Source organism: Enterobacter sp. AC1, from assembly GCF_050434705.1.
Taxonomy (GTDB): domain Bacteria; phylum Pseudomonadota; class Gammaproteobacteria; order Enterobacterales; family Enterobacteriaceae; genus Enterobacter; species Enterobacter cloacae_L.
Map to the genome: position 1 here is coordinate 497,256 of NZ_JBNDIZ010000001.1, position 24,975 is coordinate 522,230.

Sequence of the window (24,975 nt, forward strand, 5' to 3'; positions counted from 1 at the left end):
TTTTGGCAGCCGGATCTAAGTCGTTGTGAGAAAAACAAAACGCGTCACCATTAAAGACATCGCGGAGCTGGCGGGTGTGTCAAAAGCCACCGCCAGCCTGGTACTGAACGGGCGCAGCAAAGAGCTACGCGTGGCGGAAGAGACGCGCGAGCGCGTGCTGGCGATTGCGAAAGAGCACCATTACCAGCCCAGCATTCACGCCCGGTCGCTGCGCGATAACCGCAGCCATACCATTGGTCTGGTGGTTCCGGAGATCACCAACTACGGCTTTGCCGTCTTTTCTCACGAGCTGGAAACGCTGTGCCGCGAGGCGGGCGTTCAGCTGCTGATCTCCTGCAGCGATGAAAACCCGGGGCAGGAGACGGTGGTGGTGAACAACATGGTGGCGCGCCAGGTGGACGGGCTGATTGTGGCCTCCAGCATGCTCAACGATGCGGACTACCACAAGCTGAGCGAGCAGCTGCCCGTTGTCCTTTTCGACCGCCACATCAACGACAGCGCGCTGCCGCTGGTCATCACCGATTCCATTACCCCGACGGCGGCACTGGTGGCCGACATTGCGCGCCTTCATCCCGATGAGTTCTACTTCCTCGGCGGGCAGCCCCGCTTATCCCCGACGCGCGACCGCCTGGAAGGGTTCAAACAAGGGCTTCGCGACGCTGGCGTAGCGTTGCGCCCGGAGTGGATCATTCACGGCAACTATCACCCGAGCTCCGGTTACGAGATGTTTGCCGAGCTCTGCGCCCGCCTGGGGCGTCCGCCAAAAGCGCTGTTCGCCGCCGCCTGCGGGCTGCTGGAAGGGGTGCTGCGCTACATGGGCCAACACAACCTGTTGCAAAGCGATATCAGGTTAGCCAGTTTTGACGATCACTATCTCTACGATTCGCTGACGATCCCCGTGGATACCATCCGCCAGGATAACCGCCAGCTGGCGTGGCACTGCTTTGATTTGATTAGCAAATTGATTGAGGGCGAGACACCGGAACCGCTGCAGCGGAAGCTGGATGCCACCCTGCAGCGACGCTATAAGCCAGCGGTATAGGCCGGTTCGATACATCAATAACTTTAATTAATTTAAGTTTTGGAAGCGCCGATAACCATAAGGAATAATTTTCCTTGAGGTATTGGTTTATGTCGTTGAAAAAGTCGTCCCTGGTTGTCCTGTTCGCGCTGCTTTTCTTCTTTGTTGTCAGCACCGTTACCAGCGTTGGCCTCATCATTAAAAGTAATAATTCCCTGGATAACGTGAACAAAGAGATCCAGGTTGTGCTGTCCATTATTGACCCCATCAACCACAGCCGTACGCTGCGCGTGCGGGTGATGGAGTATGTGAAGATGGTGGAAGCAGGCAATTCGGCAGACGAGTCTGCGAAGCTTGCCGCAGTAAAAGAGGCGCTGACCAAAGCGGACCATGCCTTTGCGGCCTTTATGGCGTCGCCGCGTCTGGCGGATGAAGCCCCGCTGGTGAGTGCCTATCAGGATGCCTGGCAAAACTACCGCAACCAGGGGCTGGCGCCGCTGATCGATGCCGCCGCGGCGCACGACGTCACCAAATTTAACGCGCTGATCCCGGAAGTATCCCGCCTCGACCGCCAGTACGAGATCGTTCTCGACCAGGTGCTTTCCGTCCACCAGAAATACGCCAAAACCCTGAACGAGGATGCGAGCAGTAACTTCATCTCCGGCCTGGTGATTATTGCCGCTATCGCCTGCCTGTTTGTGGTGGTGATTATCGCCGTCAGCCTGCTGATGAAGCGCTTTGTCTTTGCGCCGGTAAACCTGGCGCGCGAGCACTGCAGCCAGATTGCGGCAGGCAAGCTGGACATTCCGGTGCCGGTGAAGGGGAGCGCACATAACGAAATCGATCATCTGATGAGCTCGATGGAGCAGATGCGTCAGGCGCTGCTTGCGACCATCGCCCAGGTGCGCGATGCGAGCCACACCGTGACGCACGCGGCCCAGGAGATTGCCTCCGGGAATATCGACCTGGCTTCACGTACCGAGCAGCAGGCTTCCGCATTAACCCAGACGGCGGCCAGCATGGAAGAGCTGAGCGCGACGGTGGCGAACAATACCGATAATGTGTATCAGGCCGGGAAACTGGTGCAGGACGCGGTGAAAAATGCCCACACCGGTGAAGCGGTGACCCGCGAAGTCATCGACACGATGAATACCATCGCGGCGAACTCGAAGCGCATCGAAGACATTACCAGCGTGATCAACAGCATTGCCTTCCAGACCAACATCCTGGCGCTGAACGCGGCGGTTGAAGCGGCGCGCGCCGGCACGCAGGGCCGCGGCTTTGCGGTCGTGGCCAGCGAAGTGCGCACCCTGGCGCAGAAAAGCGCGGTGGCGGCTAAAGACATCGAGAGCCTGATTGCCCAGTCGGTTTCCAGCGTGAAAAACGGTGCGGAGCTGGTCAGCCGTTCAGGTGAGGTGATTGACTCGATTATTTCGTCGGTGAACAAAGTGAATACGCTGATGGAGCAGATCTCCGTTGCCTCTGAAGAGCAGAGCCGCGGGATCAGCCAGGTCGGGCAGGCGGTGACTGAGATGGATGGCGTGACCCAGCAGAACGCCGCGCTGGTACAGCAGTCCGCTGCGGCAGCGGCCTCGCTGGAAGAGCAGGCGCAGCAGCTTTCGCGGAGTATTTCGAGTTTTAGTTTGCCGGTGCAGGCTTGATTGACGGTGGGAGGCTCCTGAGGGGGCCTTTTTTGTCTGCGACGCAGCCATTTCTGTATAATTCTGGACGTCTCTCTAAAGGAAGCACAACTTAAATATTGACTAGCGCCAGGGGAAATTATGTTAATTATTTTTAGTGGGTTACCCGGCAGTGGTAAAAGTACTGTTGCAAAAATAGTCACTCAAAGGCTGGGGGCTCTATATCTGCGGGTTGATACCGTTGAGCAGGCCATTCGTTCAGTCTCTGAACCAGGTCACAAAATTGGACCGGAGGGATATTTTGTCATCTATGGTTTAGCGAGTGAGAATCTAAAGCTGGGCTCTACCGTAGTGACCGATTCAGTTAATGATATTAATCTTGTGCGGGATACTTTCCGCAATATTGCTCTGGCGCTGAATGTCCCTTTCCTGGAAGTTGAAATTGTCTGTTCAGACGAAAAAGAACATCGCTTTCGCGTGGAGAACAGAGTTTCTGATATTTCAGGACACATCCTTCCTGGCTGGGAACAGGTACAAACCCGTGAATATGAACCCTGGGAGAGAGAACATCTCACGCTGGACATAGCCCTATTCTCAGCAGAAGAGTGTGCAGATAAGATCCTGGCAATAAGGAATACGATCGCTCTAAACCGGCCTTAAACGATGAACAAGCGTCAGCAATTGCTTTCAAGGGGTGTGTGAAAACACGCATCCCACAAAATTTTTTATTCACCCCAGCAATATTTCCCTCCCTCATCCGTCTACCTCATCACAAGCCATAATCAGTTACTGTAAACGAGGTAAACACCATGAGAGATTTTGAAATGCACGGCAGAGGTCACGGGCGCGGATTTGGTCGCCACCGCATGGGCAAGGGTTTAGTCATCGGCGCGGTGATTTTCATCGTGCTCGGCCTGCTGGTAATGACCCTGTGGAACGCCTTGCTCCCGGCCATCCTCGGCGTTAAGGCCATTGGATTCTGGCAGGCGCTGGGCATTCTGGTGCTGAGCCGCATTCTGTTTGGCGGGTTAGGTTTCCGCCCCGGGATGTTTGGCGCGCACCGCCGGATGCACGAGCGCTGGATGAACATGACGCCCGAACAGCGCGAGGCGTTTATTCAGCAGCGTCGCGAAGGGTTCGGTCGCCACGGTCGCGGCCACTGCGGCTGGCACGGTCATCGTGACGATAAACGCGACGACGCCACGCCAAAATCGCCGGAAGCAGAGTGAGCGAAATGAAAGCCGTGGAGGCGGGCGGATCCATCCTGATGTCGGCGCTCAATGCCTGCCGCGCCCGGCTGAAAGCCTTCATTCGCGGGCGGACGTCCGTCCGCGATGATGCCGACGACATTTTGCAGGAAGTGACGTATCAACTGATGAAAGTGGAGCAGCCGGTCGAAAACGTCGCCGCCTGGCTGTTCCGCGCGGCGCGTAACGAGATGACCGACCGGGCGCGTAAAAAGCGCGAGGTGTCGCTCTCCGGCTATTTTACGGGCGAAGACGAAGAGGGTTTTCCCGAAGACGAGCTGGCCGAAACCCTGTTCGGCGTACCGCACACGCCGGAAGAGGAGTACCTCAAAACGCTGCTGTGGGAAGAGCTGGGACAGGCACTGTCTGAACTGCCGCCGCCGCAGCGCGAGGTGTTTGAGAAGACCGAACTCCATGGCTACAGCATTAAAATGCTGGCAGAGGAGACCGGCGCCAGCGAACAGGCGCTGTTATCCCGCAAGCACAAGGCGGTACTGTTTCTGCGCACGCGGCTGCGGGACGTCTATGACACACTAACGGGCGAATAGCGGTGACAGACAAAACCTTACACTTCCGGCACTTGTAGATTCATCACTATCGTTTATGATCGGGGCGTCTTGTTACTCTGGAATGTTATGCGCAACCGTCAGCTCCTCGGAAAATGGCTTTTGATCGTCACCTGTCTCGCGATGGCAATTTGCCTCGTGCAGAAGGCGGTGTATCTCAACCATTTTTTACAGGGACTGGATCCGCAGATTTCTCTGGTAGCAGATGCCCCGGCTCAAACAAGTAGCACTGAACAGTCCGGCCCGTCGCCCTGTCAGCTGGGCGCACACTCGCTGCTTTGCGCGCAGCCGCTGTTCTTCGACGGTGCGCTACCGGCCATTATTATCTTCTTCGCGCTGCTGCAGCTCTTTACGCAAGGGCGGGCATTTGCTCCCGCAGAACGGCCCGTTCAGGCTCCGCCTCCCCGAATACACCTGAAAAACTGCGTTTTCCGTGAATGAAAATCATCGTCACCGCACGATAATTTTTCACTGTTCACGGAGTAAAACATGGTTAACCTCTTCAGGGGATTCGTCTTCCTGTGGCTGTCCTGCATCGGCATTGCCCATGCGGCGGACACGGGCTGGCTGGTTTCCCCCCAAAACGATCACGCCCGCATCCGCTTTCAGGCGGAGAGGGAGCAAACGCACATTAAAGGCCTGCTCACCGTTGAGCTAAAGCCCGGCTGGAAAACCTACTGGCGATCGCCGGGCGAGGGCGGCGTGGCGCCGAAAATCAGCTGGCCGGAAGGCGTAACGGATAGCTGGTCATGGCCGGTCCCGTCGCGCTTCGATATCTCCGGCATGACCACGCAGGGCTATCACGATAAGGTGCAAATCCCGATTACGCTCGACGGAGTGAAGGGCGACGCGCTCGACGGGACGCTCACGCTCTCCACCTGCAGTAACGTCTGCCTGCTAACGGATTACCCGCTGCACCTCGATTTTACCCAGCCGGTGGATAGCGGTTTCCGTAGCGAATTCGAGCAAGCAATGCGCGCCGTGCCGGGCACGTCGGGCGTTGCTGCCGATTTGTCCGCCTGGCTCTCTGACGGCAGCCTGGTGGTGACGGGAACGACGGACGGGCAATGGGACAATCCGGGGATCTACTTTGACCCGCTGGAGGGCGATATTCTGCCCGGCGAGCCGGTCATTACCCACGAGGGCAACCGGCTTCGGGTAACGGTGCCCGTTACCGATGAATGGGGCGATAAGCCCGCCTCCCTGGAGGGCAAAGCGCTGTCGTTCGTGCTGACCAACGGCAACCGGGCGCAGCAAACCTCACTCACCGTTGGGGCAACGCCCGACGCACCCTCTGCGCCTGGCGGGATCGGCAAAATGGTGCTCTTTGCGCTATTGGGCGGGCTGATCCTGAACCTGATGCCCTGCGTACTGCCGGTGATGGGCATGAAGCTAAACAGCATCCTGCACGCGGGTTCGGACTGCCGCGCCATCAGGCTGCGCTTTCTGGCCACCAGCGCCGGGATCGTGACCTCCTTTATGCTGCTGGCCGCGATGGTCACCGCGCTGAAGCTGGCCGGCGCGTCGCTGGGGTGGGGCATTCAGTTTCAGAACCCGTGGTTTATTGGCCTGATGGTCGCCGTCACCTTCCTGTTTGCGCTGAACCTGTTTGGAACGTTTGAGATGCTGCTGCCCTCAGCCGCCGCAGGACGGCTGGCAGCGGCAGGGGGTACGGGGATTGGCGGTAGCTTCTGCGAAGGGATGTTCGCCACGCTGCTTGCTACGCCGTGCTCCGCGCCGTTCCTTGGTACCGCGGTCGCCTTTGCCCTTGGCGCGCCGCTGCACGCCCTGTGGCTTATCTTCCTGATGCTCGGCCTGGGCATGAGCCTGCCGTGGCTGTTTGTGGCCCTGGTGCCGAAAACGGCCCTGCTGCTGCCTAAACCCGGGCGCTGGATGAACACCCTAAAAATCGTGCTCGGCCTGATGATGCTGGCCTCCAGCTTCTGGCTGGCGTCGCTGCTGAGCCCGCATCTGGGCGAGGCAATCGCTCAGGTCGTGATGCTGGTTCTGGTCGCCGTCGCGCTGGCGCTGTTCGCGATGAAGCGGCAAGCATCCTCGCCGCTGTTCTGGCTTGTCGTCATCGCGCTGTCGGCGTTCGGCGGGTATCAGGTGCGCGGGCTGCTTAACGCGCCGCCTGACGCGCCGGCGCAAACTACCGCGCAGACCATCCCGTGGCAGCCGCTCAGCGAGGAGGCCATCGGGCAGGCGCTGGCGCAGGGGAAACGGGTGTTCGTGGATATCTCTGCCGACTGGTGCGTGACCTGTAAGGTGAACGAGCATCGGGTGCTCAATCAGCCGGACATCATTGCCGCGCTGCGCCAGCAGGACGTGGTGGCCCTGCGCGGAGACTGGAGCCAGCCTTCTGCAATGATTGCGGATTTTCTGGCGAAGCGAAACCGCTACGCCATTCCGTTTAACGCGGTTTATGGCCCCGGGCTGCCTGATGGCGAAATCCTCTCGCCGCTGCTGGACAAGCGCACCCTGGTCACCACCCTGAACAACGCAAAAGGCTAACCGTATTATGAAAAAATTCCTTATTACGCTTCTGCTCCTGCTGGCCCCGGTTCAGGTGTTCGCGGTCGGGCCGCTGACGCCGGACCAGGAACAGCGTGCGCAGAAGATGGTGTATGATTTTCTGTTTAACGATCCTAACTCCCCGCGCATCGGCGCGAAAAACCCCAGGCTGACCCTGGTGGTGTTCACCGACTACAACTGTCCGTACTGTAAAAAATTCGATCCGTACCTGGAGAAGATTGTCGAAAAACACCCGGACGTGGCGGTGGTCTTCAAGTTTTTACCTTTCCGCTCGGAAAGTTCGCTGACCGCGGCGCGGGATGCGTTAACGCTCTGGCGTCAGGATCCCGGGCAGTTTATGAAGCTGAACCATACCCTGATGGCGAAGAAGGGCTACCACGATGACGCCAGCATTCAGGAGGCGCAGAAGCGGGCGGGCGTGAGCGTCTCGGCGCCGGATGACGAGAGCCTGCTGACGATCAGGCGCAGCATGATCGTTGCGGAAAAAATGGGGATCCAGGGAACGCCCGCCACGCTTATCGGCGAGGGATTGCTTCCCGGCTGGGTGCCTTTTGAGCAGTTCGATGAAATGGTCAGCGACGCACTGAAAAACCGCTAACCTGAAGGGGGCGTAATGCCCCCACAAACCGGAGAGGGAAATGAAAAAATTACTGTTACTTTCGGCGCTGGCGACGTCAGGGCTGGTACAGGCCGCTGAAGCCATACCGGACGTGGTGAAGCACTTCAGCGAGCAGCAGAACATTAAAATCATCAAGAAGCTGGATGCGCCCGGCGGTGCGCCAGCCTGGCTGGGGCAGTATCAGGACATGGGCGTCACGCTGTTTTTAACGCCGGACGGTAAGCACGTCATCTCAGGCTATCTGTACGATGATAAGGGGAAAAACCTCAGCGAAGGGATTTTCCAGAAAGAGATTTACGCCCCGATGGGACGCGAAATGTGGAAGACGCTCAACGCGGCGCATCCCCTGAAGGAAGGGGCGGATAACGCTCCGCGTAAAGTCTTCGTCTTCGCCGATCCGTTCTGCCCGTACTGCAAGCAGTTCTGGTCCGAGGCGCAGCCGTGGGTGAAGGCCGGTAAGGTTCAGCTCAACACGCTGCTGGTGGCGTTTCTCAACCCCAACAGCGGACGTAACGCCGCCGCAATCCTGAATGCGAAGGATCCGGTCTCTGCCTGGCGCGAATACGAGCTTTCCGGTGGGAAAAAGCTACCGAAGCCAGGGGGTGAGGCTTCCCGCGAAACGGTAGCGATACTGCAGAAGCACCAGGCGCTGATGGACAGCCTGGGCGCTAACGCCACGCCGGCCATTTATTACATGAATGCGGAAAATGAGCTGCAGCAGGTGGTCGGTATGCCGGATGCGCAGCAGCTTGAGGCGATGTTCGGGCCGAAGCCGTAAAAAAACGGGCAGAAACGGGGCGTTTCTGCCTGATGTTCACTAGCTGCCCCAGCGTCCTTTCAGGTAGTTCACCGCCTGCTGCGTCTGAGGCTGGTTCAGGTAATCTTCCCGGAAGAGGATGGTGCCGTTGACGTTGGGCAGCGAATCGTTGAGATCGAGCTGTTTTTTCAGCTCCGGCACGCCGCCCTGAACCGTCCAGTCCGGCTCATTTTTCGACGGCTCGCCCACCTTGTAGAACGCAATGCCGATATACAGGCGTGTGTGGGTCGGCTTCACCACGTCGGCCCACCATTTGGTCAGCACGTCGTAGCGCGCGGCATCCCGCGAGAAGGGCCAGTAAATCTGCGGAGCGATGTAGTCCAGCAGACCCTGCTGCACCCACTGACGCGTGTCGGCGTAGGATTCATCATAGGCCGCGGCGCCGCGGGTGTCGGATCCTGCCGGGTCAAACGAGCGGTTACGCCACACCCCAGCCGGGCTGACGCCGAACTCCACGTCGGGCTTTGTCTGTTTAATCGCCCGGGAAACCTGGACGATCAGCTGCTGCGTGTTGTGCCTTCGCCAGTCGGCTTTTGAGGCAAATCCCTGGCCATACTGCCGCCAGGTCTGCGCGTCATTGAGCGCTGAACCGGGCGTTTCGGTATAGAAGTAATCGTCAAACTGCACGCCGTCTATCGGGTAGTTCGCCACCACTTCGGTCACCACCCGGGTGATCCAGTCGCGAACTTCCGGAATGCCCGGGTCGAGCACAAAGCGGTCGCCGGAGACGCGCACCCACTCCGGGTGCTGGACATAGACGCTGGACGGGGTCTGGTATGACGTCCGGTTCAGGGCGGCGATGGTTGACGGCTTCGTGTTGGTCGACACGCGGTACGGGTTGAACCAGGCATGCACCTTCATGCCGCGCTTGTGCGCTTCATCGAGCATAAACTGCAGCGGGTCGTATCCCGGATACTCGCCGATGTTGCCCGTCAGCATATCCGACCACGGTAAAATCTTTGATGACCAGAGCGCCGTGCTGTCCGGCTTCACCTGGAAAAATACCGTATTAATGCCGAGGTGCTTCAGGTTGTCGAGCTTGCTGGTCAGCGCCTGCTTTTGCATCGCGATGCGCTGGTCAGCGCTGCGGCCGTTCACCGAGGCCACCGGCGGCCAGTCGAGGCGAGAGACGGTCGCCAGCCAGATCCCGCGCATCGGCTCGTTTGCCTGCTGCGTCGGTTTACTCACTGTGGGAAGGGGGGTAACCAGTGACTTTGGCGGTTTTGAGGAGCAGCTCACAAGTAAAAGCGCGCAGCCAGCCAGCGCACCAATCCGTTTTACGTGTCGCGTCATTTGCGTATTAGCTCTTTGTAATCCGACTGTTGGCCCAGGGATTAAAGGCGGGCGCCTCCTGTTCAGTACTCAACTCATCGTCGAGAGAGTCCAGATACAGGGCTTCAACCTCCGCGCGCGCCCACGGGGTACGGCGCAGAAATTTCAGGCTCGATTTAACGCTGGGATCTTTTCTGAAACAGTTAATTTTGATTCGGTCACCCAGCTCGCTCCAGCCATATTTCGCCACCAGGGCGTTGACCATCATCTCCAGCGTTACGCCATGCAAAGGATCTTTGGAAATATGTGCAGTCATAGGCGTCCGGATGTCTCGATTTTCAGGGGAATGGGTTAAACGCTGAAAGGGTACAAGAAAGCAGGGGAAGCGGCAATTTTAGCGTGAGGTTTCTTCACCCCCGGAGAGGTGAAGAAAAAAGAAAAGTGCGTTTATTTTTTGTCGCTGAACAGCTCTGGCGCCCACGGACGTGGGTCAACCTCCATAAACGGCGCCCGTTCGAAGCGATCCTTCAGCGCCCACGGCACCGTGCAGTCGAAGATGGTCTTGCAGGAAATCCCATTGCCGCGAATTGAGGTGCTGTAATCCGGCGACTGCGACGGATCCAGCTGGTGGCCGCGGATCCCCGGGATGTTGGTGATGCTCACATCTCCCTGCATGCGGGTGGTCATCGCCCACAGGATATCGTCGCTGTCGAAAATATCCACGTCTTCGTCGACCAGAATAATGTTTTTCAGCTCCGAATAGGTGGCTAAGGCGATGAGCGCCGCCTGGCCCTGGCGTCCTTCGTCAGACTGCTGGCGTTTTTTCACCTGCAAAATACCGAGGAACTTGCCGCCGCCCGCGGTATGCGCATAGACGTTTTGCAGGAAACCCGGAATGGCCTCCTCAACGGCATTGCGGATGCTGGCCTCCGTCGGCAAACCGGCCAGCGTGGTATGTTCTTCCCCCGGGCCCACCAGCGTTTGCAGGATAGCGTGATTTCGCATGGTCACGGCCTTCACTTTGATCACCGGCAGAGACGGGTTCGCCTCGCCGCAGTAGCCCGGGAACTCCGGCATCGCGTGCCCGGTGTTGGTGTGCTGATCTTCCCTGACGCGCACGCCCGGCAGCAGTTCGCCTTCAATGATGATTTCCGCCCGCGCGATGGCTTTCTCTTTTACCGCCACGCCCTGCACCAGCTCTACCGGCTGCTGGCGCAGCGCCCCGGCGACGCCCAGCTCGTTGTAGCCAAACGGCGTGGTGGGGGCCTCAAAGCACGCGCCGATATAGATGGCCGGATCGAGCCCCATGTTGATCGTCACCGGCAGCGGTTTTCCGGCCTCTTCCGCCTTTTTGCGAAAGACTTCGATATGGCGACCGGCGGCAAGGAACATCGAAAGCTCGTCGCGTTCCTGAACGCAGAGGCGATGGATGGTGACGTCCGTCAGCGAGCTATCTTCCGGATCGCTTGCCAGCACCAGCCCCAGACAGAAGAACGGGCCGGCATCAATTGGCGTGTTTGTCGGCGCCGGAAGCAGCTTGCGCAGATCGAAGTCAGGATCGTCAGCGTAGAAGACCTGCTCCTGACACGGGGCCTGCGCCGCCGGAACAACAACCGGTGCAACCGGTTTTTTCACCGCCTGGCCGACGTGCTTTGCCAGCTCAGAGGGCTCGCAGCCTAGCAGAAGCGCCGCGCGCTCGCGGCTGGCGTGCATGCCCACCAGGATGCGGGAGCCCGGATAGCCCTTCACGCTGTTGAACATCATCGCCGGGCCCGTGCGGGTCGGGTGTTTTACCGTACCGCCCGCGCCGATGTGGCGATAAACCCCCGCCAGCTCCGCGTTAGGATCGACCGGATAATCGGTTTCGATATACTGCCCTTCGTGGCGCTGCAGCAGGGCGATGGCGCGTCTGAGATCGTTAATTGGATTTTCCATATTTTCCTCCCTCGGTTGAATACCTCCATTCTTATGGCAATGACCAATAGCATCAATTGCATCATTACTGCTAAATTGATAAGTAAATTAATATCAAAAGGGAGGCGTCTCGTGCAGTTTCGTCAGATGCGTAACTTCATCGTCGTGGCCGAAGAGCTCCACATGCACCGGGCCGCAGAGCGCCTGAACATGGCGCAGCCGGCGCTGAGCCAGCAGATAAAAGCCCTGGAGGAACGTTTAGGCGTTACGCTTTTTAGCCGGGCGAACCGCCGCTTAACCCTGACGCCCGCGGGCGACGCGTTTCTGGTGAAAGCCAGGCTTGCCATCTCGTTAACCGAACAGGCGGTTCTGGACGCCAGGCAAACGGCAAGGGGCGAGCAGGGGGTGTTAAACCTCGGGTGCGTGTCCAGCGCGATGTTCGACGGCAGGCTGCCCGCCGCGCTGCGCCAGATGCACAGCCGCTGGCCGGCCATCACCATGTCGCTGATGACGGGAAACGTGCAGACGCTCTACGCCGCCGTGCAGAGCAACCAGCTGGACGTGGCCATTATCCGGGCGCCGCTGCCGTCGCTGCCTGACGATCTGCAAAGCCGCCCGTTCGCCTCGGAGAAAACGGTACTGGCGCTGTATCGCCAGCATCCTCTTGCTGGTTCCTCCGCGCTGACGCTCTCGTCGGTAAAAGACGAAAAGTGGATCTCCCTGCGCGACCCGGAGGGGATGGGGCTGGAACAGTACTTTTATGACGCCTGCAGCGGGGCAGGTTTTCAGCCGGACGTCGTGCAAAACGCAACCGACGTGCCCACGGTGATAAGCCTGGTCTCGGCGGGGTTTGGGCTGGCGCTGCTGCCCGCCTCGGCAAAGGCGGTGAGCGTCGAGAATGTGGTTTACGTGGACATCCTCGACCGGCTGCGGGAGAGCGAGCTGACGCTGGTTTGCCACCGGATTATTCGCTCAGAAGTGCTTAAAAAGTTTCTGGTTACCCTCGATCACACCTGACGTCCGGCGGCCTGCAGCAGCTGCTCGCGCAGCCAGGTATTCGCCGGGTCCTGGCTATTTTTCGGGTGCCAGTACATGTTGATGGTAATCGGCTGGAGCGGCAGCGGCGGCGCGAAGAGATCCAGCGTGCTGGCAAACTGTTTCAGCATCCGCTCCGGCAGGGTGCACACCAGGTCGGTACCGGCAACCAGCGCAGGCGCCACGGCGTAGCTCTGCGTGGACATGGCGACGTGCCGCTGGTGGCCCAGCCCGGCGAGGGTTTGATCGACAAAGCCGGTAAAAGGATCCCCCGCCGAAGACACCACCAGATGAGAAAGGGCGCAGTAGCTTTCCAGATCTAACGGTACTGTCCCGCGCGGATGGCCTTTTCGCTGCGCGGTGGCAAACGCGTCGTCGATGAGTTTGCGCCTCACCCAGCCGTCATGGGCGCCCGCGCTCACGCCAATGTAGATATCCACATCCCCATTTTCCAGCTGCTGCGGCAGTTCGGCCATCTGAGGCAGGGCGAAGCGCAGGCGAACGCCGGGGGCTGCGATGCTCACCTGGTTAAGCAGCCCGGTGCCCAGCATCAGCGCCGGGTTTTCATGCAGCGCGATAACAAAGGTCCGGCTGCTGGTTTGCGCCTCGAACGCGGTGGGGGCAAACATCGCGCTGATGCCGCGCAACACGCTCTCCACCTGCGGCTTGAGCGCTTCCGCTCTCGGCGTGGGTAACACCCCGCGTCCATGTGGGGAGGGAATAAACAGCGGTTCGCCAAAGAGTGAACGCAGGCGCGCGAGACGGGCGGATATCGCAGGCTGGCTGATGCCCAGCCGCGCGGCCGCATGGGTGATGTTCCTGTCCTGAAGCAGGGCGTCCAGGGTCAGGATCAGGTCTATGTCCATCTCAGTGACCCGCGTCATCTTATTTCGCGCCACTGGCGTCCCGGTTGGTATAGGTTACCGGGACCCAGGCATAGCCGCCGCTCTCACCTTTGGTCACGTAGCCGATACCCGGGAATGGCAGATGGGGCGCGGCCACCAGATCTTTATTTTTCACAAAGTCCGCAAACGCGTGCTGGCGCACGTCTGCCGCTTTGTTCTGATCTTCATCGTAGGTAATGGTTACGTCAGGCTGCGGGAACTGCACCGCCGCGGCGTGAATAATGTCGCCCACGAAGGTGATCTTCTCGCCTTTGCTTTCCAGGGTATAAAACGCTGAACCCGGCGTATGGCCTGGATGAACCGTGCCGGTAATGCCCGGAAGCAGTTCAGAGGTACCGCTGAACGGCACGACCTTGCCGGCGTCCAGATAGGGCTTTAAGGTCTTCTGCGCGACGGTAAAGTAGTTTTTGCCGTAGCCGGTTTTTTTCTGGTTGTCGTCGTTAAAGAAAAAGTCGATGTCCGGTTTGCCCACGAAAACGCGCGCGTTGCTGAACACCGCCTTGCCGTCTTTCACCAGGCCGCCAGAATGGTCGGAGTGGGCGTGAGTCAGCAGGACTTCAGTAATGTCCTGCGGCTTGATTCCCTGCGTGGCGAGGCTTTCAATCAGGCGTCCGCCGTTGCCGGGCCCAAAAAGCTGGCCTGAGCCGGTATCCACCAGAATTTTATGTCCGGGCATCGCAATCAGGAAGGCGTTGATGGACACTTCGGGCGGGTTGGTCTGGAAATTTTTCGCCAGCAGTGCATCAATGTTTTGCGGCGTAGTCCGGCGCAGCAGCTTGTGCAGATCCTGCGCGACGCTCCCGTCGGTAAACGAGGTGACAAGCACATCGCCGACCTGAACGCTGTATCCGCCCGCCGGTTGTTTAACGACGTGCTGGGGCGTCTGTGCCGACGCCTGCAGCGCAGGATAGAACAGCAGTGAACTGGAAATTAGCGTGGACAGGGCAAGTTTTTTCACGGTAAGCATACGAGTCTCCTTTGAAAGCGCTCATCTTACTTCTCCGTAAAATTATAAGAACCTGCCTAATAATGATAGGACCTATAAACGGGATGGATAGTAAACCGAAGGGTCGGTAAGGCGGGCGATGCCTTTCCCGGCCAGTAAGATATTATTTTTTCAGGGGGGCGTTCCAGCTGTCCAGCGTGGCTTTCGACCAGGCGCCATAAGCGGCGTTAGGCAGCACAATCCAGTCATCGCCGAAGTGCGCTTTGCTGGCCTCAACCAGCTCGCGCTGCTGCTCGCTCGGCTTTTTGTTTTTAAACTGCACGGCGAAATCCGGCAGGCTGTCGCCAAACAGCATGACGATCTGCTGCTTTTTGAGGATGCTCTGGCGACGCTCTTCCTTGCTGACCGTATCCAGAAGCACGCTTTCGTCAGAGACCTGCGGAAGGCCGAGGGCGTTGAGCGTCTTGAGCGTGTCGGCTTTGTTTTCCTGCATGCGATCCGAGACATAGTAGATGCGGACCTTGCTTTGATTAACGTGGTCAAGAAACGCTTTCGCCCCCGGGATTAGTCCAGGTTTTCCCTGTTTCTCCCAGTCGCTCCAGGTGTCCCATTTTGTATAGTCGTGACACTGCTCCGCGTCACGTACCAGCAGAGGGGTGTTGTCCAGTACCGTTTCATCCAGATCCATCACGACGGCGTAATTTTCGGGCGTTTTCAGATCCTTTAACTTTTCGTTAAAACGCTCGGTGGCAAACCGATAGGTTTGCAGCTGAAGGGCCATAATCTCTGCCGATTTCTGCTGATAGCGCAGCGCCATTTCGTACGCTTTGGGTTCACACAGGTCGCGTTCAGCGGCCGTCGCCGCTGTACTTAAAACAGGTAATGCCAGCAGTAAAGCCTTTGCCATAAAATTCACGCTTCTTTCCTCAACGCCTTGTTCAAAATCCGCAAAGAGTAGTGAAGTTCAATGACAGAAATATGAAGGCCGCGTCGCTAGGCCAGCATGTAATACCAGAACAGCGCGACCTCGTCTTTTTCCGGCAAGGCGTTGTACAGATAACGATCGTATCCGCCCAGGGTAAAGCCGTAATGGCGGTAGAAAAGACAGGCAGACACGTTCACGTTTTGCGTCTCAAGCCGTAACCCGGCGGCATTGACGCTGCGGGCCCAGACGTGGGCGGCGGCCATCAATTTTTGCGCGGCGCCGGTTCTGCGTTTTGTGCGCTCAACGGCAATATAATCCACTGAAATAAATTTATTCCAGCCCATTGAAGCGGTAATAAATCCGGCTATTTCACCGTCGTCCGTTTCCGCAATAAGAAAGATAGCGTCCGGATTGACGCAATGGTTTTCAAGGGTTTGGATGTCAAGCTCATAGGTTTTCGTCCACGGCTCGGCGACCGCTTCAATATGCAAATCACAGTGGATAAACGGCTCTCGGGCAATGTGGCTAATGGTGAAAGAAAAGTCACAGCATTCAAGACGGACGAGGTCAGTATTTAATCCTTTTCGAATCTGCATAGTATTCCCGGTAGTGAGTTATTTCATAAAGAATAGACGAAGCGGTTAAATTCGCTGGGCTAACACACTTTTAATCCTGAACTAAGCTTGTACTTCATTCCGCGTAAAATGTGGGTCATTCGAGGACAATGAATGGAATTCAGGACATTTCAAAAGCAGTGGGGTACTGAGTTTATTTCCGATGACGTAGTCCGTTTTCGCGTCTGGGCAGAAGGACAGAAAAAACTTACGCTTCGTCTGGCCAGTGCCGACGTGCCGATGACGGCAGTCGGCGCTGGCTGGTTCCAGGCAGACGTACCCGGCGTCGCGCACGGCGCAGAGTATCAGTTTGTTTTGCCGGACGGCATGACGGTGCCCGATCCCGCGTCGCGCGCTCAAAAGGGGGATGTTAACGGGCCTTCCGTGGTTATCGACCCCCGACGCTACCCGCCCGCCAACCGGGACTGGGCCGGGCGTCCGTGGGAAGAGACGGTCATTTACGAACTACACATCGGCACCTTCACCCCGGAGGGCACTTTCCGGGCGGCCATCGACAAGCTGCCTTATCTGGCAGAGCTCGGGATCACCCAGCTTGAAGTGATGCCCGTCTCCCAGTTTGGCGGTTCACGCGGCTGGGGGTATGACGGCGTATTGCTGTATGCCCCGCACGCCGCCTACGGCACGCCGGAGGATTTCCACGCGTTTATTGACGCCGCGCACGGCCTTGGGCTTTCCGTGGTGCTGGATATCGTGCTTAACCACTTCGGCCCGGAAGGAAACTATCTGCCGCTGCTGTCGCCGGCGTTTTTCGATGCGGATCGCACCACGCCCTGGGGCAACGGCATCGCCTATGAGGCGGAGCCGGTCAGGCAGTATATTACCGACGCGCCGCTTTACTGGCTGACGGAATATCGTCTGGATGGCCTGCGCTTTGATGCCATCGACCAGATTAAAGATACCTCGGATACGCACGTTCTTCAGGAGATAGCCGAAAAGATCCGCGCGGCGATCCCGCACCGACACGTGCACCTGACCACGGAAGACAGCCGCAACGTGATTTTCCTGCACCCGCGGGATGAACAGGGCAACACGCCGCTGTTCACCGCCGAGTGGAACGACGACTTTCATAATGCTGCCCACGTATTTGCCACCGGCGAGACCCACGCTTACTACCAGGATTTTGCCTTTGAACCGGAGAAAAAATTCGCCCGGGCGCTGGCCGAAGGGTTTGTCTACCAGGGCGAGGTGTCTTTACAAACCGGTGAATCCCGCGGGGTAGAGTGCCACACGCAGCCGCCGCAGTTCTTCGTCGATTTTATTCAAAACCACGATCAGACCGGGAATCGCGCCCAGGGCGAGCGGCTTATCACCCTGGCGGGTGCCGACAGGACGCGGGTGCTGCTTGCGGCGCTGCTGCTTTCCCCCCACATCCCGCTGCTGTTTATGGGCGAGGAGTTTGGCGAAACGCATCCGTTCCTGTTCTTCACCGATTTTCACGGCGATCTGGCAAAGGCTGTGCGGGAAGGGCGCGCGAAGGAATTTACCGGCCACGCCGGGCACGATGAGGCCGTACCCGACCCGAACGACGTGAACACGTTCAACCGCTCAAAACTCGACTGGAACAAAGTCGCCACCGACGAGGGCAAAACGTGGCTGCGCTACACGCGCCATCTGCTGACGCTGCGCCATCGCTATATTGTTCCGCTTCTGCATCAGGGCGGCGTCGTTAAGGGCCAGGTGCTCAGCACCGCGCCCGGCATGGTGGCGGTGAGCTGGCGCTTCCCGTCGGGAACGCTCTCTCTGGCGCTCAATATCGCAGCGAAGCCCGTCGCGCTGCCCGCTCTCGCGGGGGAGACGCGCTTTGCCTGGCCGGAGAATCACGACGTTTTACCCCCGAACGGTATTGTCGTTCGCTTTGCTGATGGAGAAGCATCGTTATGATCCCTTCCGCTACGTACCGTATTCAGTTTCGTAATGGCATGACCTTTGACCGCGTCGTCGCGCTGGTGCCGTATCTGAAGGATCTCGGCATCAGCCACCTCTACGCCTCACCGGTGTTTACCGCTACAACGGATTCAACCCACGGCTATGACGTGACCAACCCGAATGAAATTGACCCCGCCATCGGTGGACGAGCGGGGTTTGACCGCATGGCCGCGGCGCTCAGACAGGCCGGCATGGGGCTGATTCTGGATATCGTTCCGAACCATATGTCCACCTCGCTGGAAAACGCCTGGTGGCGGGACGTGATTGAGCACGGCAGGCAAAGCCGCTACGCCCGCTATTTCGATATCGACTGGTCACGGCCGCTCACGCTGCCGTTTCTCGGCGACACCTTTGAGGCGGAGCTGGAGAAGGGGGGCATCACGCTAAAACGTGACGCTGTCACTAATAAGGCCGCGCTGGTTTACTATGACGCCGAGTATCCGCTCAACCCCGGCACGTACAGCGAGGAGAAGAGCATTGCCGAGCTGCACGACGCGCAAAGCTGGCGCCTGATGTCCTGGCGGGAAGCGCCGAAGCAGCTGTCGTGGCGGCGCTTTTTTGAAATAACAGGGCTGGTCGGCGTTCGGGTAGAAGATGACGCGGTCTTCGACGATACGCACCGTCTCATTCTTGAGCTGGTCCACGCGGGCGTGGTGGACGGTCTGCGAATCGACCACGTCGACGGCCTGGCCGATCCGCTGGGCTATCTGCAGCGTCTGAGGCAGGAAGCCGGACCCGACTGCTACATTACGGTCGAAAAAATTCTCGCGAAGGGAGAACAGCTGCCCGCAGACTGGCCGATCTCCGGCACCACCGGCTACGAGTTTATCGCCTCGCTGGCGGAGGTGCTGGTCGACGACGCTAACCTGCCGCGCCTGGAGAAAATCCACGACGAGACGCTGGGGAGCGCGGTCGATCGCCACGCCGAGCTGCGCGATGCCAAAGGCCTGATGACCGATCGTAATTTTGAGGGCGAATTCACCACGCTGTTAACGATTGCGGCCGATCTGGCCCAGCGCAATGGCGTTGCGCTGCCGCGCGACGAGATCCGCCACGCGCTGCGCGAGCTGCTTATCGCCTTTCCGGTGTACCGCACCTACGGCACCCCCGAGGGCTTAACCCCGCCGGACGTGGCGCTGCTCAACCGCGTGGTCGCCAGCGTGGAGACCTCCGAAGCGGCGCTGAGCCTGATTGTGCGCATTCTTACCGACGATCTGCCGGACGCGTGCCGCGAGTCCGCCGCGCTTTTCAGAACCCGCTTCCAGCAGCTTACCGGGCCGCTGATGGCGAAGTCGGTGGAGGACACGCTGTTCTTTCGCCACAACCTGGAGCTGGCGCTTAATGAAGTGGGCGCCGACCCGACGCCGCGCGCGTTCTCGTTATCCCGCTTTCACCAGGAGATGCGCATTCGCCTTGCCCGCCAGCCCGATGCGCTGCTGGGCACCTCCACGCACGATACCAAGCGCGGGGAAGACGCCCGGGCGCGTCTTTACACCCTGACGGAAGCCCCGGAACAGTGGGGGGAAAACCTGGCCCGCTGGCGGAAGATGAACCAGACACAGGTGCGTTTTCTCAACGACGGTACCGCGCCGAACGCCGCCGATACCTGGATGATCTATCAGGCGCTGGCGGGCGTCTGGCCCGCCACGCTGTCGCCGGACGACGCCGACGGATTGACATCACTGGAAGAACGTTTCCTTGGCTTCCTCGAGAAAGCGCTGCGCGAGGCGAAACAGCGCACCGACTGGATCGACAGCAACGAGAGCTATGAGAGCGTGGTGCTGAGCTACGCGCGGCACCTGCTTTCCCCGGACAACACCCTGTTCCTGCATGATTTCAGCGAGGCGATGCAGCCCTTTATCCGGGCCGGGCTGATGAACAGCCTCAGCCAGACGGTGATCAAGCTGACGGCTCCCGGCGTGCCGGATATCTATCAGGGCAGCGAGGCGCTTAACTTTAGCCTTGTCGACCCGGATAACCGCCGGGAGCCGGACTTTCCGGCCCTGGTGCAAAACCTCAGCGCAGCGGATGCCGGCGTGTTTGACGACCCGGCCTGCTGGCGGGACGGGCGGGTAAAACAGTTCGTTACCGCCACGCTGCTGCGGCTACGTCCGCACTACGCGGCGCTTTTCCGCTATGGCGACTGGCTGCCGCTTAAGGTCACCGGCGAGCGTGAAGAGAATCTGATTGTTTACGCGCGCGTTAAAGGCGACGAGGCGCTGATTGTTGCCGTACCGCGTCTGGTGTTTGACGTCAGCGGTAACGACAAACTGTGGGTGAATACCAGGGTCGCGATACCGGAAGAACTGGCCGGGAAGCGCTATCGGGATCTGTTCAGCGGTGAAAGCCGTATTCTGCAAGAGACGCTGGAGTTAACGCCAGAAAAGGGATGTGTATTGGTTCTGCTTACCTGCGAATAATCGTGGAGAACGAAAATGGCAAAGGATACAACGTTTGAAATTCGGGCCGGTCACGGCCAGCAGTTGGGTGCAAATTACGACGGGAAGGGGGTGAACTTTGCGCTGTTCTCCGCTCACGCCGAGCGGGTGGAGCTCTGCCTGTTTGACCCGTCCGGGAAAACGGAAATCGCCAGGCTGGAACTCCCGGAATATACTCATGAGGTCTGGCACGGCTACGTGCCCGATCTGAAGCCCGGCGCGCTGTACGGCTATCGCGTCTACGGCCCCTACGACCCGGAAAACGGCCATCGCTTCAACCCGCATAAGCTGCTTATTGACCCCTACGCCCGCGAACTGGTGGGCGATATCGACTGGAACGACGCCCATTTCGGCTATGAACTGGGGCATGACGAGTTAGATTTGAGCTTTGACACGCGCGACAGCGCGCCGTTTACGCCGAAATGCCGGGTCATCGACCCCAATGCCTTTGACTGGCAGGACACAAACCGGCCAAACGTTCCCTGGCCGCACGCCGTCGTCTATGAAAGCCATGTGAAAGGCTTTACCCAGCTTAATCCGGCGATACCGCCTGAACTGCGCGGCACGTTTGAGGGGATGGGGCATAAAGCCTCGGTGGATTACATCAAGAGCCTGGGCATTACCTCGGTGGAGCTGCTGCCGGTTCACTGGTTCCCGGACGACCAGCACCTGCTCGACCGCGGCCTGAAGAATTTCTGGGGCTATAACACGCTGGGCTTTTTTGCCCCGGCGTCGCGCTACTATGGCCCGGCGGGGATCCAGGGCTTTCGCGATATGGTGCGCGCGTACCATGATGCGGGCATCGAGGTGATTCTGGACGTGGTCTATAACCACACGGCGGAAGGAAACGAACTTGGCCCCACGCTCTCGTTTAAGGGGATCGATAACTACAGCTATTACCGCACGCTGCCCGACCAGCACCGGTACTACATCAACGACACCGGCACGGGAAACACGGTTAATACCTCCCACCCGCGCGTGCTGCAGATGGTGATGGACTCCCTGCGCTACTGGGCGGAATCGATGCACATCGACGGTTTTCGCTTCGACCTTGGGACGATCCTGGGCCGCGAGCCCGAAGGGTTTGACCCGCGCGGCGGTTTCTTCGACGCGATGACCCAGGATCCGGTGCTATCCCGTCTGAAGCTGATTGGTGAACCCTGGGATATCGGCCCCGGTGGGTATCAGGTGGGCGGTTTCCCACCGGGCTGGGGCGAGTGGAACGATAAATATCGCGACACCGTGCGCGAGTACTGGAAGGGGGACAACGTCTCCACGGACTTTGCCGCGCGGCTACTTGGCTCAGGCGACCTGTACGATCTGCGCGGTCGTCGTCCGTGGGCCAGCGTCAACTTCATCACCGCCCATGACGGCTTTACGCTGAATGACCTGGTGTCATACAACGAAAAGCATAACGCCGATAACGGCGAGGACAATAACGACGGCCACAACGATAACCGGTCTTACAACTACGGCGAGGAAGGGCCAACCGAGAACCCGGACATCATCGCTACCCGCGAGCGGCAGAAGCGTAATTTCCTGACCACGCTCCTATTTTCACACGGCACGCCGATGCTGCTGGCGGGCGATGAGTTTGGCCGGTCGCAAAAGGGCAACAACAACGGGTACTGTCAGGACAGTGAGATCTCCTGGATCGACTGGAAGGGGCTTTCTGAAAACGACGCCGCGCTGCGCGAGTTTACCCAAAAGCTGATCGCCCTGCGCGCGCATCAGCCGCTGCTGCGTCGTGAAAGCTGGCGCGACGGGCTGGAGATCCGCTGGTTCAATGCCGGAGGCGGCGCGCAGCAGGCCGAGCAGTGGGATGAAGGCTCGACGCTGGGCGTTTCCATCAGCAGGCCGGATCTCAAACAGGAGGAAGGCATCTGGCATGACGTGCTGATGCTGTTTAATCCGTTTGAAGGCACCGTGCCGTTCCAGATCCCGCAGTTTGGCGAGGGGGGATGGGTGCTGGAACTGTCCACGGCGGATGAGGCTGCCGCCGGGACAGCGATCACCGAAACCGTCGAGTACGAGCTGGCCGGACGCAGTATTACCCTGTTCAGACGTCCTTAGCCCTAGAGTGATGCCGCCGCGCGTGCGGCGGTGTCATACAGGGAGGAGATCGTGCGTAGCAACTGCGCGGTTTCTCCGATTGATTTCCCGGCAATGCCGCTCTCCGCGTGTATCGCAATTAAGCACGCTTCCCGCACGTCCCGGTACTTCATGCACAACGCTTTCCCTTCCTCGGTGGTGGAGAAAAAGAGCTCTTTACCCGCCTTCTCGCTCGTCACGTAGCCCGCTTTGACCAGCTTTTTCAGGGCATAGGTCACCACGTGGGTATCTTCCACGTTGAGCACGAAGCAGATATCGGCCAGCTTTTTCTTGCGATCGCGATGGTTCACGTGATGCAGCAGCGAGACGTCAAAGGCGCCCATGTCAGGCTCACCGGCTGCGGTCATGCAGCGCACCATCCACTTATTGAAGGCGTTGCTGGTCATGATCAGCGCATATTCCAGCTCTGACAGCTCCGCGCAGCGCTCGGACACCAGATGGCGGGAAGAGACGATCCGGCCGTCGTTGATATCGTCGTGATGGGGGATAGCACTCTTTTCTGAGGTCATAACGTTCCTTAACCAGAAATGTAAACTCATCGATAAAATAAGAACATTTTATTGATAATTTGTTTACATGTTTTTGAGGTTCAGATATAGCTTTTTAGCGCAGGTTTTGCAAAACCTGCCAACAAAACACAACATCGCTCGCCGCAAATTAAAAAAATAGCCGTCGGCGCGCAACGCTCACTTTGGATAGGGTAAACGTTATGGACGGTACTACGCTGTTGCCGCTGATCGGGATACCGATCGTGGTTATTGGTTTTGCACTGCGCTTCAACCCGCTGCTGGTGGTCGTGGTGGCGGGGCTGGCGACGGGCCTGCTGGTCGGAATGGATTTCGGCAGGCTGCTGGAAACCTTCGGCGAGAAGTTCGTGAACAGCCGCTCGCTGGCCACCTTCATTCTGATCCTGCCGGTGATTGGCCTGCTGGAATACTACGGGCTTAAGGAGCGCGCTCAGGCCTGGGTGGCGAAGATCGCCAGCGCCACCTCGGCGCGCATTCTGATGCTTTACTTCGTGGCGCGTGAAGGTACCGCCGCGCTGGGGCTGATGTCGCTGGGCGGCCATGCCCAGACGGTGCGTCCGCTGCTGGCCCCGATGGCCGAAGGAGCGGCGCTGAACGAATACGGCGAGCTGCCGCAGCACATCCGCGACAAAATCAAAGCCCATGCCGCGGCGTGTGACAACATCGCGGTCTTCTTTGGGGAAGATATCTTTATTGCCTTTGGCGCGGTGCTGCTGATTGACGCGTTCCTGAAAGAGAACGGCATTGAGGGCATCGAACCGCTGCATATTGGCCTGTGGGCCATCCCAACCGCCATTGCGGCATTGATTATTCATATGACGCGCCTGCTGCGGCTCGATGCCAGCATCCGTCGCGACGTCATGGCATGGCGCGCCGAACAGGGTACGCAGGAGGCCGCGCAATGATGACGCTTATCACCATTAACCGCGTGTACTACCTGATTGGCTTTGTCGTGATGCTGCTGGTCGTGATGACCCTGCGCGATCGCGCCAACCCTAAGCGCTTTACCACCGCGCTGTTCTGGTTCCTGTTTGGCGGGATCTTCCTCTTTGGCGACCTGATGGTGCAGGAGCTCGGTAAATCCCTGGCGTACCGGATCATCGGCGGCGGCGTCATCGCTATCGCGCTACTGGCGGGCTTTGGCCTGGTCGGGAAAGGGCACTATAAAATGTCCACCGAGGAGGAGCGCGTCGCGTCGTCTAATCGGCTGAAAAACTGGCTGTTCCTGCCCGCGCTGATGATCCCGGTGGTGACGGTGATCGGCACCCTGTTCCTGAAAGGAGTGTCGGTTGGCGGCGTGTTCCTGCTCGATCAGAAACAGCTCACCCTGGCGGCGCTTTGCGTGGCCTGCGTCGCGGCGATCCTCACCGGCTGGTGGCTCACCAAAGGCACGCCGCTGCATGCGGTTCGCCAGTCTCGTCGCCTTGTCGATACCATCGGCTGGGCGGTGATCCTGCCGCAGATGCTGGCGATGCTCGGCGGGGTCTTCGTGGTGGCGAACACCGGCGACTCGGTGCAAAAGGTGGTGAGCCTGTTCGTAAACCCGGATAGCCGCTTCATGCTGGTGGTGATTTACTGCGTGGGTATGGCGCTGTTTACCATGATCATGGGTAACGCCTTTGCGGCCTTCCCGGTGCTGAGCGCCGGTATCGCCTTGCCGTTCCTGATTAACGTGCATCACGGCAACCCGGCACCGCTGCTGGCGATTGGCATGTACGCGGGCTATTGCGGCACGCTGATGACGCCGATGGCCGCGAACTTCAATATCGTTCCCGCCGCGCTGCTGGAGCTGAAGGACAAATATCAGGTGATTAAGATCCAGATCCCGACCGCGTTAACCCTGCTGGTGGTGAACGTGTTCCTCATGTACTTCCTCGTGTTTCGCTAAGGAGCTG

At 58.9% G+C, this 24,975-nt stretch carries 23 protein-coding genes; 15 read left to right on the forward strand and 8 right to left on the reverse strand.

The features are described from left to right. The first annotated feature begins 25 nt into the window (after positions 1-25). The 9 genes from M2433_RS02355 to dsbG all read left to right on the forward strand — a co-directional run bounded on the left by M2433_RS02355 (position 26) and on the right by dsbG (position 8,406). The gene (locus M2433_RS02355; RefSeq protein WP_047348449.1) at positions 26-1,042 is read left to right on the forward strand and encodes a LacI family DNA-binding transcriptional regulator; all 1,017 of its coding nucleotides are present in this window, start codon (positions 26-28) and stop codon (positions 1,040-1,042) included. An 89-nt stretch (positions 1,043-1,131) separates the two neighbouring features. Then, entirely contained in the window at positions 1,132-2,682 is a 1,551-nt protein-coding gene (locus M2433_RS02360; RefSeq protein ID WP_429052589.1) for a methyl-accepting chemotaxis protein, read from the forward strand. Between the two features lie 120 nt (positions 2,683-2,802). Continuing rightward, positions 2,803-3,321: an AAA family ATPase gene (locus M2433_RS02365; RefSeq protein WP_429052590.1), complete on the forward strand. Its 519-nt coding sequence runs from the start codon at positions 2,803-2,805 to the stop codon at positions 3,319-3,321. 149 nt (positions 3,322-3,470) lie between these two features. Continuing rightward, the gene (locus M2433_RS02370) at positions 3,471-3,890 is read left to right on the forward strand and encodes a hypothetical protein (protein ID WP_429052593.1); all 420 of its coding nucleotides are present in this window, start codon (positions 3,471-3,473) and stop codon (positions 3,888-3,890) included. 5 nt (positions 3,891-3,895) lie between these two features. Further along, positions 3,896-4,456 (forward strand): RNA polymerase sigma factor, encoded by a 561-nt coding sequence (locus M2433_RS02375; RefSeq protein WP_429053100.1) that lies wholly within the window; start codon positions 3,896-3,898, stop codon positions 4,454-4,456. 87 nt (positions 4,457-4,543) lie between these two features. Further along, the gene (locus M2433_RS02380) at positions 4,544-4,915 is read left to right on the forward strand and encodes a hypothetical protein (RefSeq protein ID WP_429052595.1); all 372 of its coding nucleotides are present in this window, start codon (positions 4,544-4,546) and stop codon (positions 4,913-4,915) included. A gap of 48 nt (positions 4,916-4,963) precedes the next feature. Then, the gene (locus tag M2433_RS02385) at positions 4,964-6,988 is read left to right on the forward strand and encodes a protein-disulfide reductase DsbD domain-containing protein (RefSeq protein WP_429052597.1); all 2,025 of its coding nucleotides are present in this window, start codon (positions 4,964-4,966) and stop codon (positions 6,986-6,988) included. A gap of 7 nt (positions 6,989-6,995) precedes the next feature. Continuing rightward, positions 6,996-7,607 carry a DsbA family protein gene (locus tag M2433_RS02390; protein WP_429052600.1) on the forward strand — a complete coding sequence of 204 codons (612 nt, stop codon included), beginning with the start codon at positions 6,996-6,998 and terminating at the stop codon, positions 7,605-7,607. A 40-nt stretch (positions 7,608-7,647) separates the two neighbouring features. Next, complete coding sequence (gene dsbG / locus M2433_RS02395; protein WP_429052602.1) at positions 7,648-8,406, forward strand: thiol:disulfide interchange protein DsbG; 759 nt, start codon at positions 7,648-7,650, stop codon at positions 8,404-8,406. Between the two features lie 39 nt (positions 8,407-8,445). Here the strand turns inward: dsbG and M2433_RS02400 are convergent, their stop codons facing one another. The 3 genes from M2433_RS02400 to M2433_RS02410 all read right to left on the reverse strand — a co-directional run bounded on the left by M2433_RS02400 (position 8,446) and on the right by M2433_RS02410 (position 11,652). Continuing rightward, positions 8,446-9,738, reverse strand: coding sequence for a glycoside hydrolase family 10 protein (locus tag M2433_RS02400; RefSeq protein WP_047348458.1), 1,293 nt, complete (start codon positions 9,736-9,738; stop codon positions 8,446-8,448). A gap of 7 nt (positions 9,739-9,745) precedes the next feature. Continuing rightward, entirely contained in the window at positions 9,746-10,033 is a 288-nt protein-coding gene (locus tag M2433_RS02405) for a VF530 family DNA-binding protein (protein WP_429052604.1), read from the reverse strand. A gap of 131 nt (positions 10,034-10,164) precedes the next feature. After that, positions 10,165-11,652: a UbiD family decarboxylase gene (locus M2433_RS02410; protein ID WP_429052606.1), complete on the reverse strand. Its 1,488-nt coding sequence runs from the start codon at positions 11,650-11,652 to the stop codon at positions 10,165-10,167. A gap of 111 nt (positions 11,653-11,763) precedes the next feature. Between M2433_RS02410 and M2433_RS02415 the strand changes: the two genes are divergently transcribed. Next, a complete protein-coding gene (locus M2433_RS02415; RefSeq protein WP_429052608.1) occupies positions 11,764-12,648 on the forward strand; it encodes a LysR substrate-binding domain-containing protein in 885 nt (294 codons plus the stop codon). On the opposite strand, the gene M2433_RS02420 is transcribed toward M2433_RS02415, so the two are convergent. From M2433_RS02420 to M2433_RS02435, 4 genes are all read right to left on the reverse strand, one after another. Then, complete coding sequence (locus M2433_RS02420) at positions 12,639-13,550, reverse strand: LysR family transcriptional regulator (RefSeq protein ID WP_429052609.1); 912 nt, start codon at positions 13,548-13,550, stop codon at positions 12,639-12,641. The genes M2433_RS02415 and M2433_RS02420 overlap by 10 nt on opposite strands. Before the next feature lies 1 nt (position 13,551). Continuing rightward, a complete protein-coding gene (locus tag M2433_RS02425; protein ID WP_429052611.1) occupies positions 13,552-14,538 on the reverse strand; it encodes an MBL fold metallo-hydrolase in 987 nt (328 codons plus the stop codon). Positions 14,539-14,680: 142 nt separating this feature from the next. Then, positions 14,681-15,433, reverse strand: coding sequence for a 5'-nucleotidase, lipoprotein e(P4) family (locus M2433_RS02430; RefSeq protein ID WP_429052614.1), 753 nt, complete (start codon positions 15,431-15,433; stop codon positions 14,681-14,683). Positions 15,434-15,510: 77 nt separating this feature from the next. Further along, entirely contained in the window at positions 15,511-16,038 is a 528-nt protein-coding gene (locus M2433_RS02435) for a GNAT family N-acetyltransferase (RefSeq protein WP_264437398.1), read from the reverse strand. Positions 16,039-16,170: 132 nt separating this feature from the next. Between M2433_RS02435 and treZ the strand changes: the two genes are divergently transcribed. From treZ to glgX, 3 genes are read left to right on the forward strand one after another with little or no spacing between them, the layout of a single operon-like run. Then, a complete protein-coding gene (gene treZ / locus M2433_RS02440; RefSeq protein WP_429052616.1) occupies positions 16,171-17,958 on the forward strand; it encodes a malto-oligosyltrehalose trehalohydrolase in 1,788 nt (595 codons plus the stop codon). Next, a complete protein-coding gene (treY, locus tag M2433_RS02445) occupies positions 17,955-20,423 on the forward strand; it encodes a malto-oligosyltrehalose synthase (RefSeq protein WP_429052617.1) in 2,469 nt (822 codons plus the stop codon). Before treZ ends, treY begins: the two co-directional genes overlap by 4 nt. Before the next feature lie 15 nt (positions 20,424-20,438). Further along, the gene (gene glgX / locus M2433_RS02450) at positions 20,439-22,514 is read left to right on the forward strand and encodes a glycogen debranching protein GlgX (protein ID WP_429052618.1); all 2,076 of its coding nucleotides are present in this window, start codon (positions 20,439-20,441) and stop codon (positions 22,512-22,514) included. A gap of 2 nt (positions 22,515-22,516) precedes the next feature. On the opposite strand, the gene M2433_RS02455 is transcribed toward glgX, so the two are convergent. Beyond that, positions 22,517-23,062 (reverse strand): winged helix DNA-binding protein, encoded by a 546-nt coding sequence (locus M2433_RS02455; protein ID WP_429052619.1) that lies wholly within the window; start codon positions 23,060-23,062, stop codon positions 22,517-22,519. Positions 23,063-23,262: 200 nt separating this feature from the next. On the opposite strand from M2433_RS02455, the gene M2433_RS02460 reads away from it, so the two are divergent. Then, positions 23,263-23,985, forward strand: a complete 723-nt coding sequence (locus M2433_RS02460) for a DUF969 domain-containing protein (protein ID WP_429052620.1) — start codon at positions 23,263-23,265, stop codon at positions 23,983-23,985. Further along, a complete protein-coding gene (locus M2433_RS02465; RefSeq protein ID WP_429052621.1) occupies positions 23,982-24,968 on the forward strand; it encodes a DUF979 domain-containing protein in 987 nt (328 codons plus the stop codon). The genes M2433_RS02460 and M2433_RS02465 overlap by 4 nt, the downstream gene beginning before the upstream one ends. Positions 24,969-24,975 lie beyond the last annotated feature (7 nt).

Bases quoted from the DNA above. Each gene is read 5' to 3' on its own strand.
- M2433_RS02360 (WP_429052589.1), top strand. From the start codon at position 1,132: ATGTCGTTGAAAAAGTCGTCCCTGGTTGTCCTGTTCGCGCTGCTTTTC.
- M2433_RS02365 (WP_429052590.1), top strand. From the start codon at position 2,803: ATGTTAATTATTTTTAGTGGGTTACCCGGCAGTGGTAAAAGTACTGTT.
- M2433_RS02370 (WP_429052593.1), top strand. From the start codon at position 3,471: ATGAGAGATTTTGAAATGCACGGCAGAGGTCACGGGCGCGGATTTGGT.
- M2433_RS02375 (WP_429053100.1), top strand. From the start codon at position 3,896: ATGAAAGCCGTGGAGGCGGGCGGATCCATCCTGATGTCGGCGCTCAAT.
- M2433_RS02380 (WP_429052595.1), top strand. From the start codon at position 4,544: ATGCGCAACCGTCAGCTCCTCGGAAAATGGCTTTTGATCGTCACCTGT.
- M2433_RS02385 (WP_429052597.1), top strand. From the start codon at position 4,964: ATGGTTAACCTCTTCAGGGGATTCGTCTTCCTGTGGCTGTCCTGCATC.
- M2433_RS02390 (WP_429052600.1), top strand. From the start codon at position 6,996: ATGAAAAAATTCCTTATTACGCTTCTGCTCCTGCTGGCCCCGGTTCAG.
- dsbG (WP_429052602.1), top strand. From the start codon at position 7,648: ATGAAAAAATTACTGTTACTTTCGGCGCTGGCGACGTCAGGGCTGGTA.
- M2433_RS02400 (WP_047348458.1), bottom strand. From the start codon at position 9,738: ATGACGCGACACGTAAAACGGATTGGTGCGCTGGCTGGCTGCGCGCTT.
- M2433_RS02405 (WP_429052604.1), bottom strand. From the start codon at position 10,033: ATGACTGCACATATTTCCAAAGATCCTTTGCATGGCGTAACGCTGGAG.
- M2433_RS02410 (WP_429052606.1), bottom strand. From the start codon at position 11,652: ATGGAAAATCCAATTAACGATCTCAGACGCGCCATCGCCCTGCTGCAG.
- M2433_RS02420 (WP_429052609.1), bottom strand. From the start codon at position 13,550: ATGACGCGGGTCACTGAGATGGACATAGACCTGATCCTGACCCTGGAC.
- M2433_RS02425 (WP_429052611.1), bottom strand. From the start codon at position 14,538: ATGCTTACCGTGAAAAAACTTGCCCTGTCCACGCTAATTTCCAGTTCA.
- M2433_RS02435 (WP_264437398.1), bottom strand. From the start codon at position 16,038: ATGCAGATTCGAAAAGGATTAAATACTGACCTCGTCCGTCTTGAATGC.
- treZ (WP_429052616.1), top strand. From the start codon at position 16,171: ATGGAATTCAGGACATTTCAAAAGCAGTGGGGTACTGAGTTTATTTCC.
- treY (WP_429052617.1), top strand. From the start codon at position 17,955: ATGATCCCTTCCGCTACGTACCGTATTCAGTTTCGTAATGGCATGACC.
- glgX (WP_429052618.1), top strand. From the start codon at position 20,439: ATGGCAAAGGATACAACGTTTGAAATTCGGGCCGGTCACGGCCAGCAG.
- M2433_RS02455 (WP_429052619.1), bottom strand. From the start codon at position 23,062: ATGACCTCAGAAAAGAGTGCTATCCCCCATCACGACGATATCAACGAC.
- M2433_RS02460 (WP_429052620.1), top strand. From the start codon at position 23,263: ATGGACGGTACTACGCTGTTGCCGCTGATCGGGATACCGATCGTGGTT.
- M2433_RS02465 (WP_429052621.1), top strand. From the start codon at position 23,982: ATGATGACGCTTATCACCATTAACCGCGTGTACTACCTGATTGGCTTT.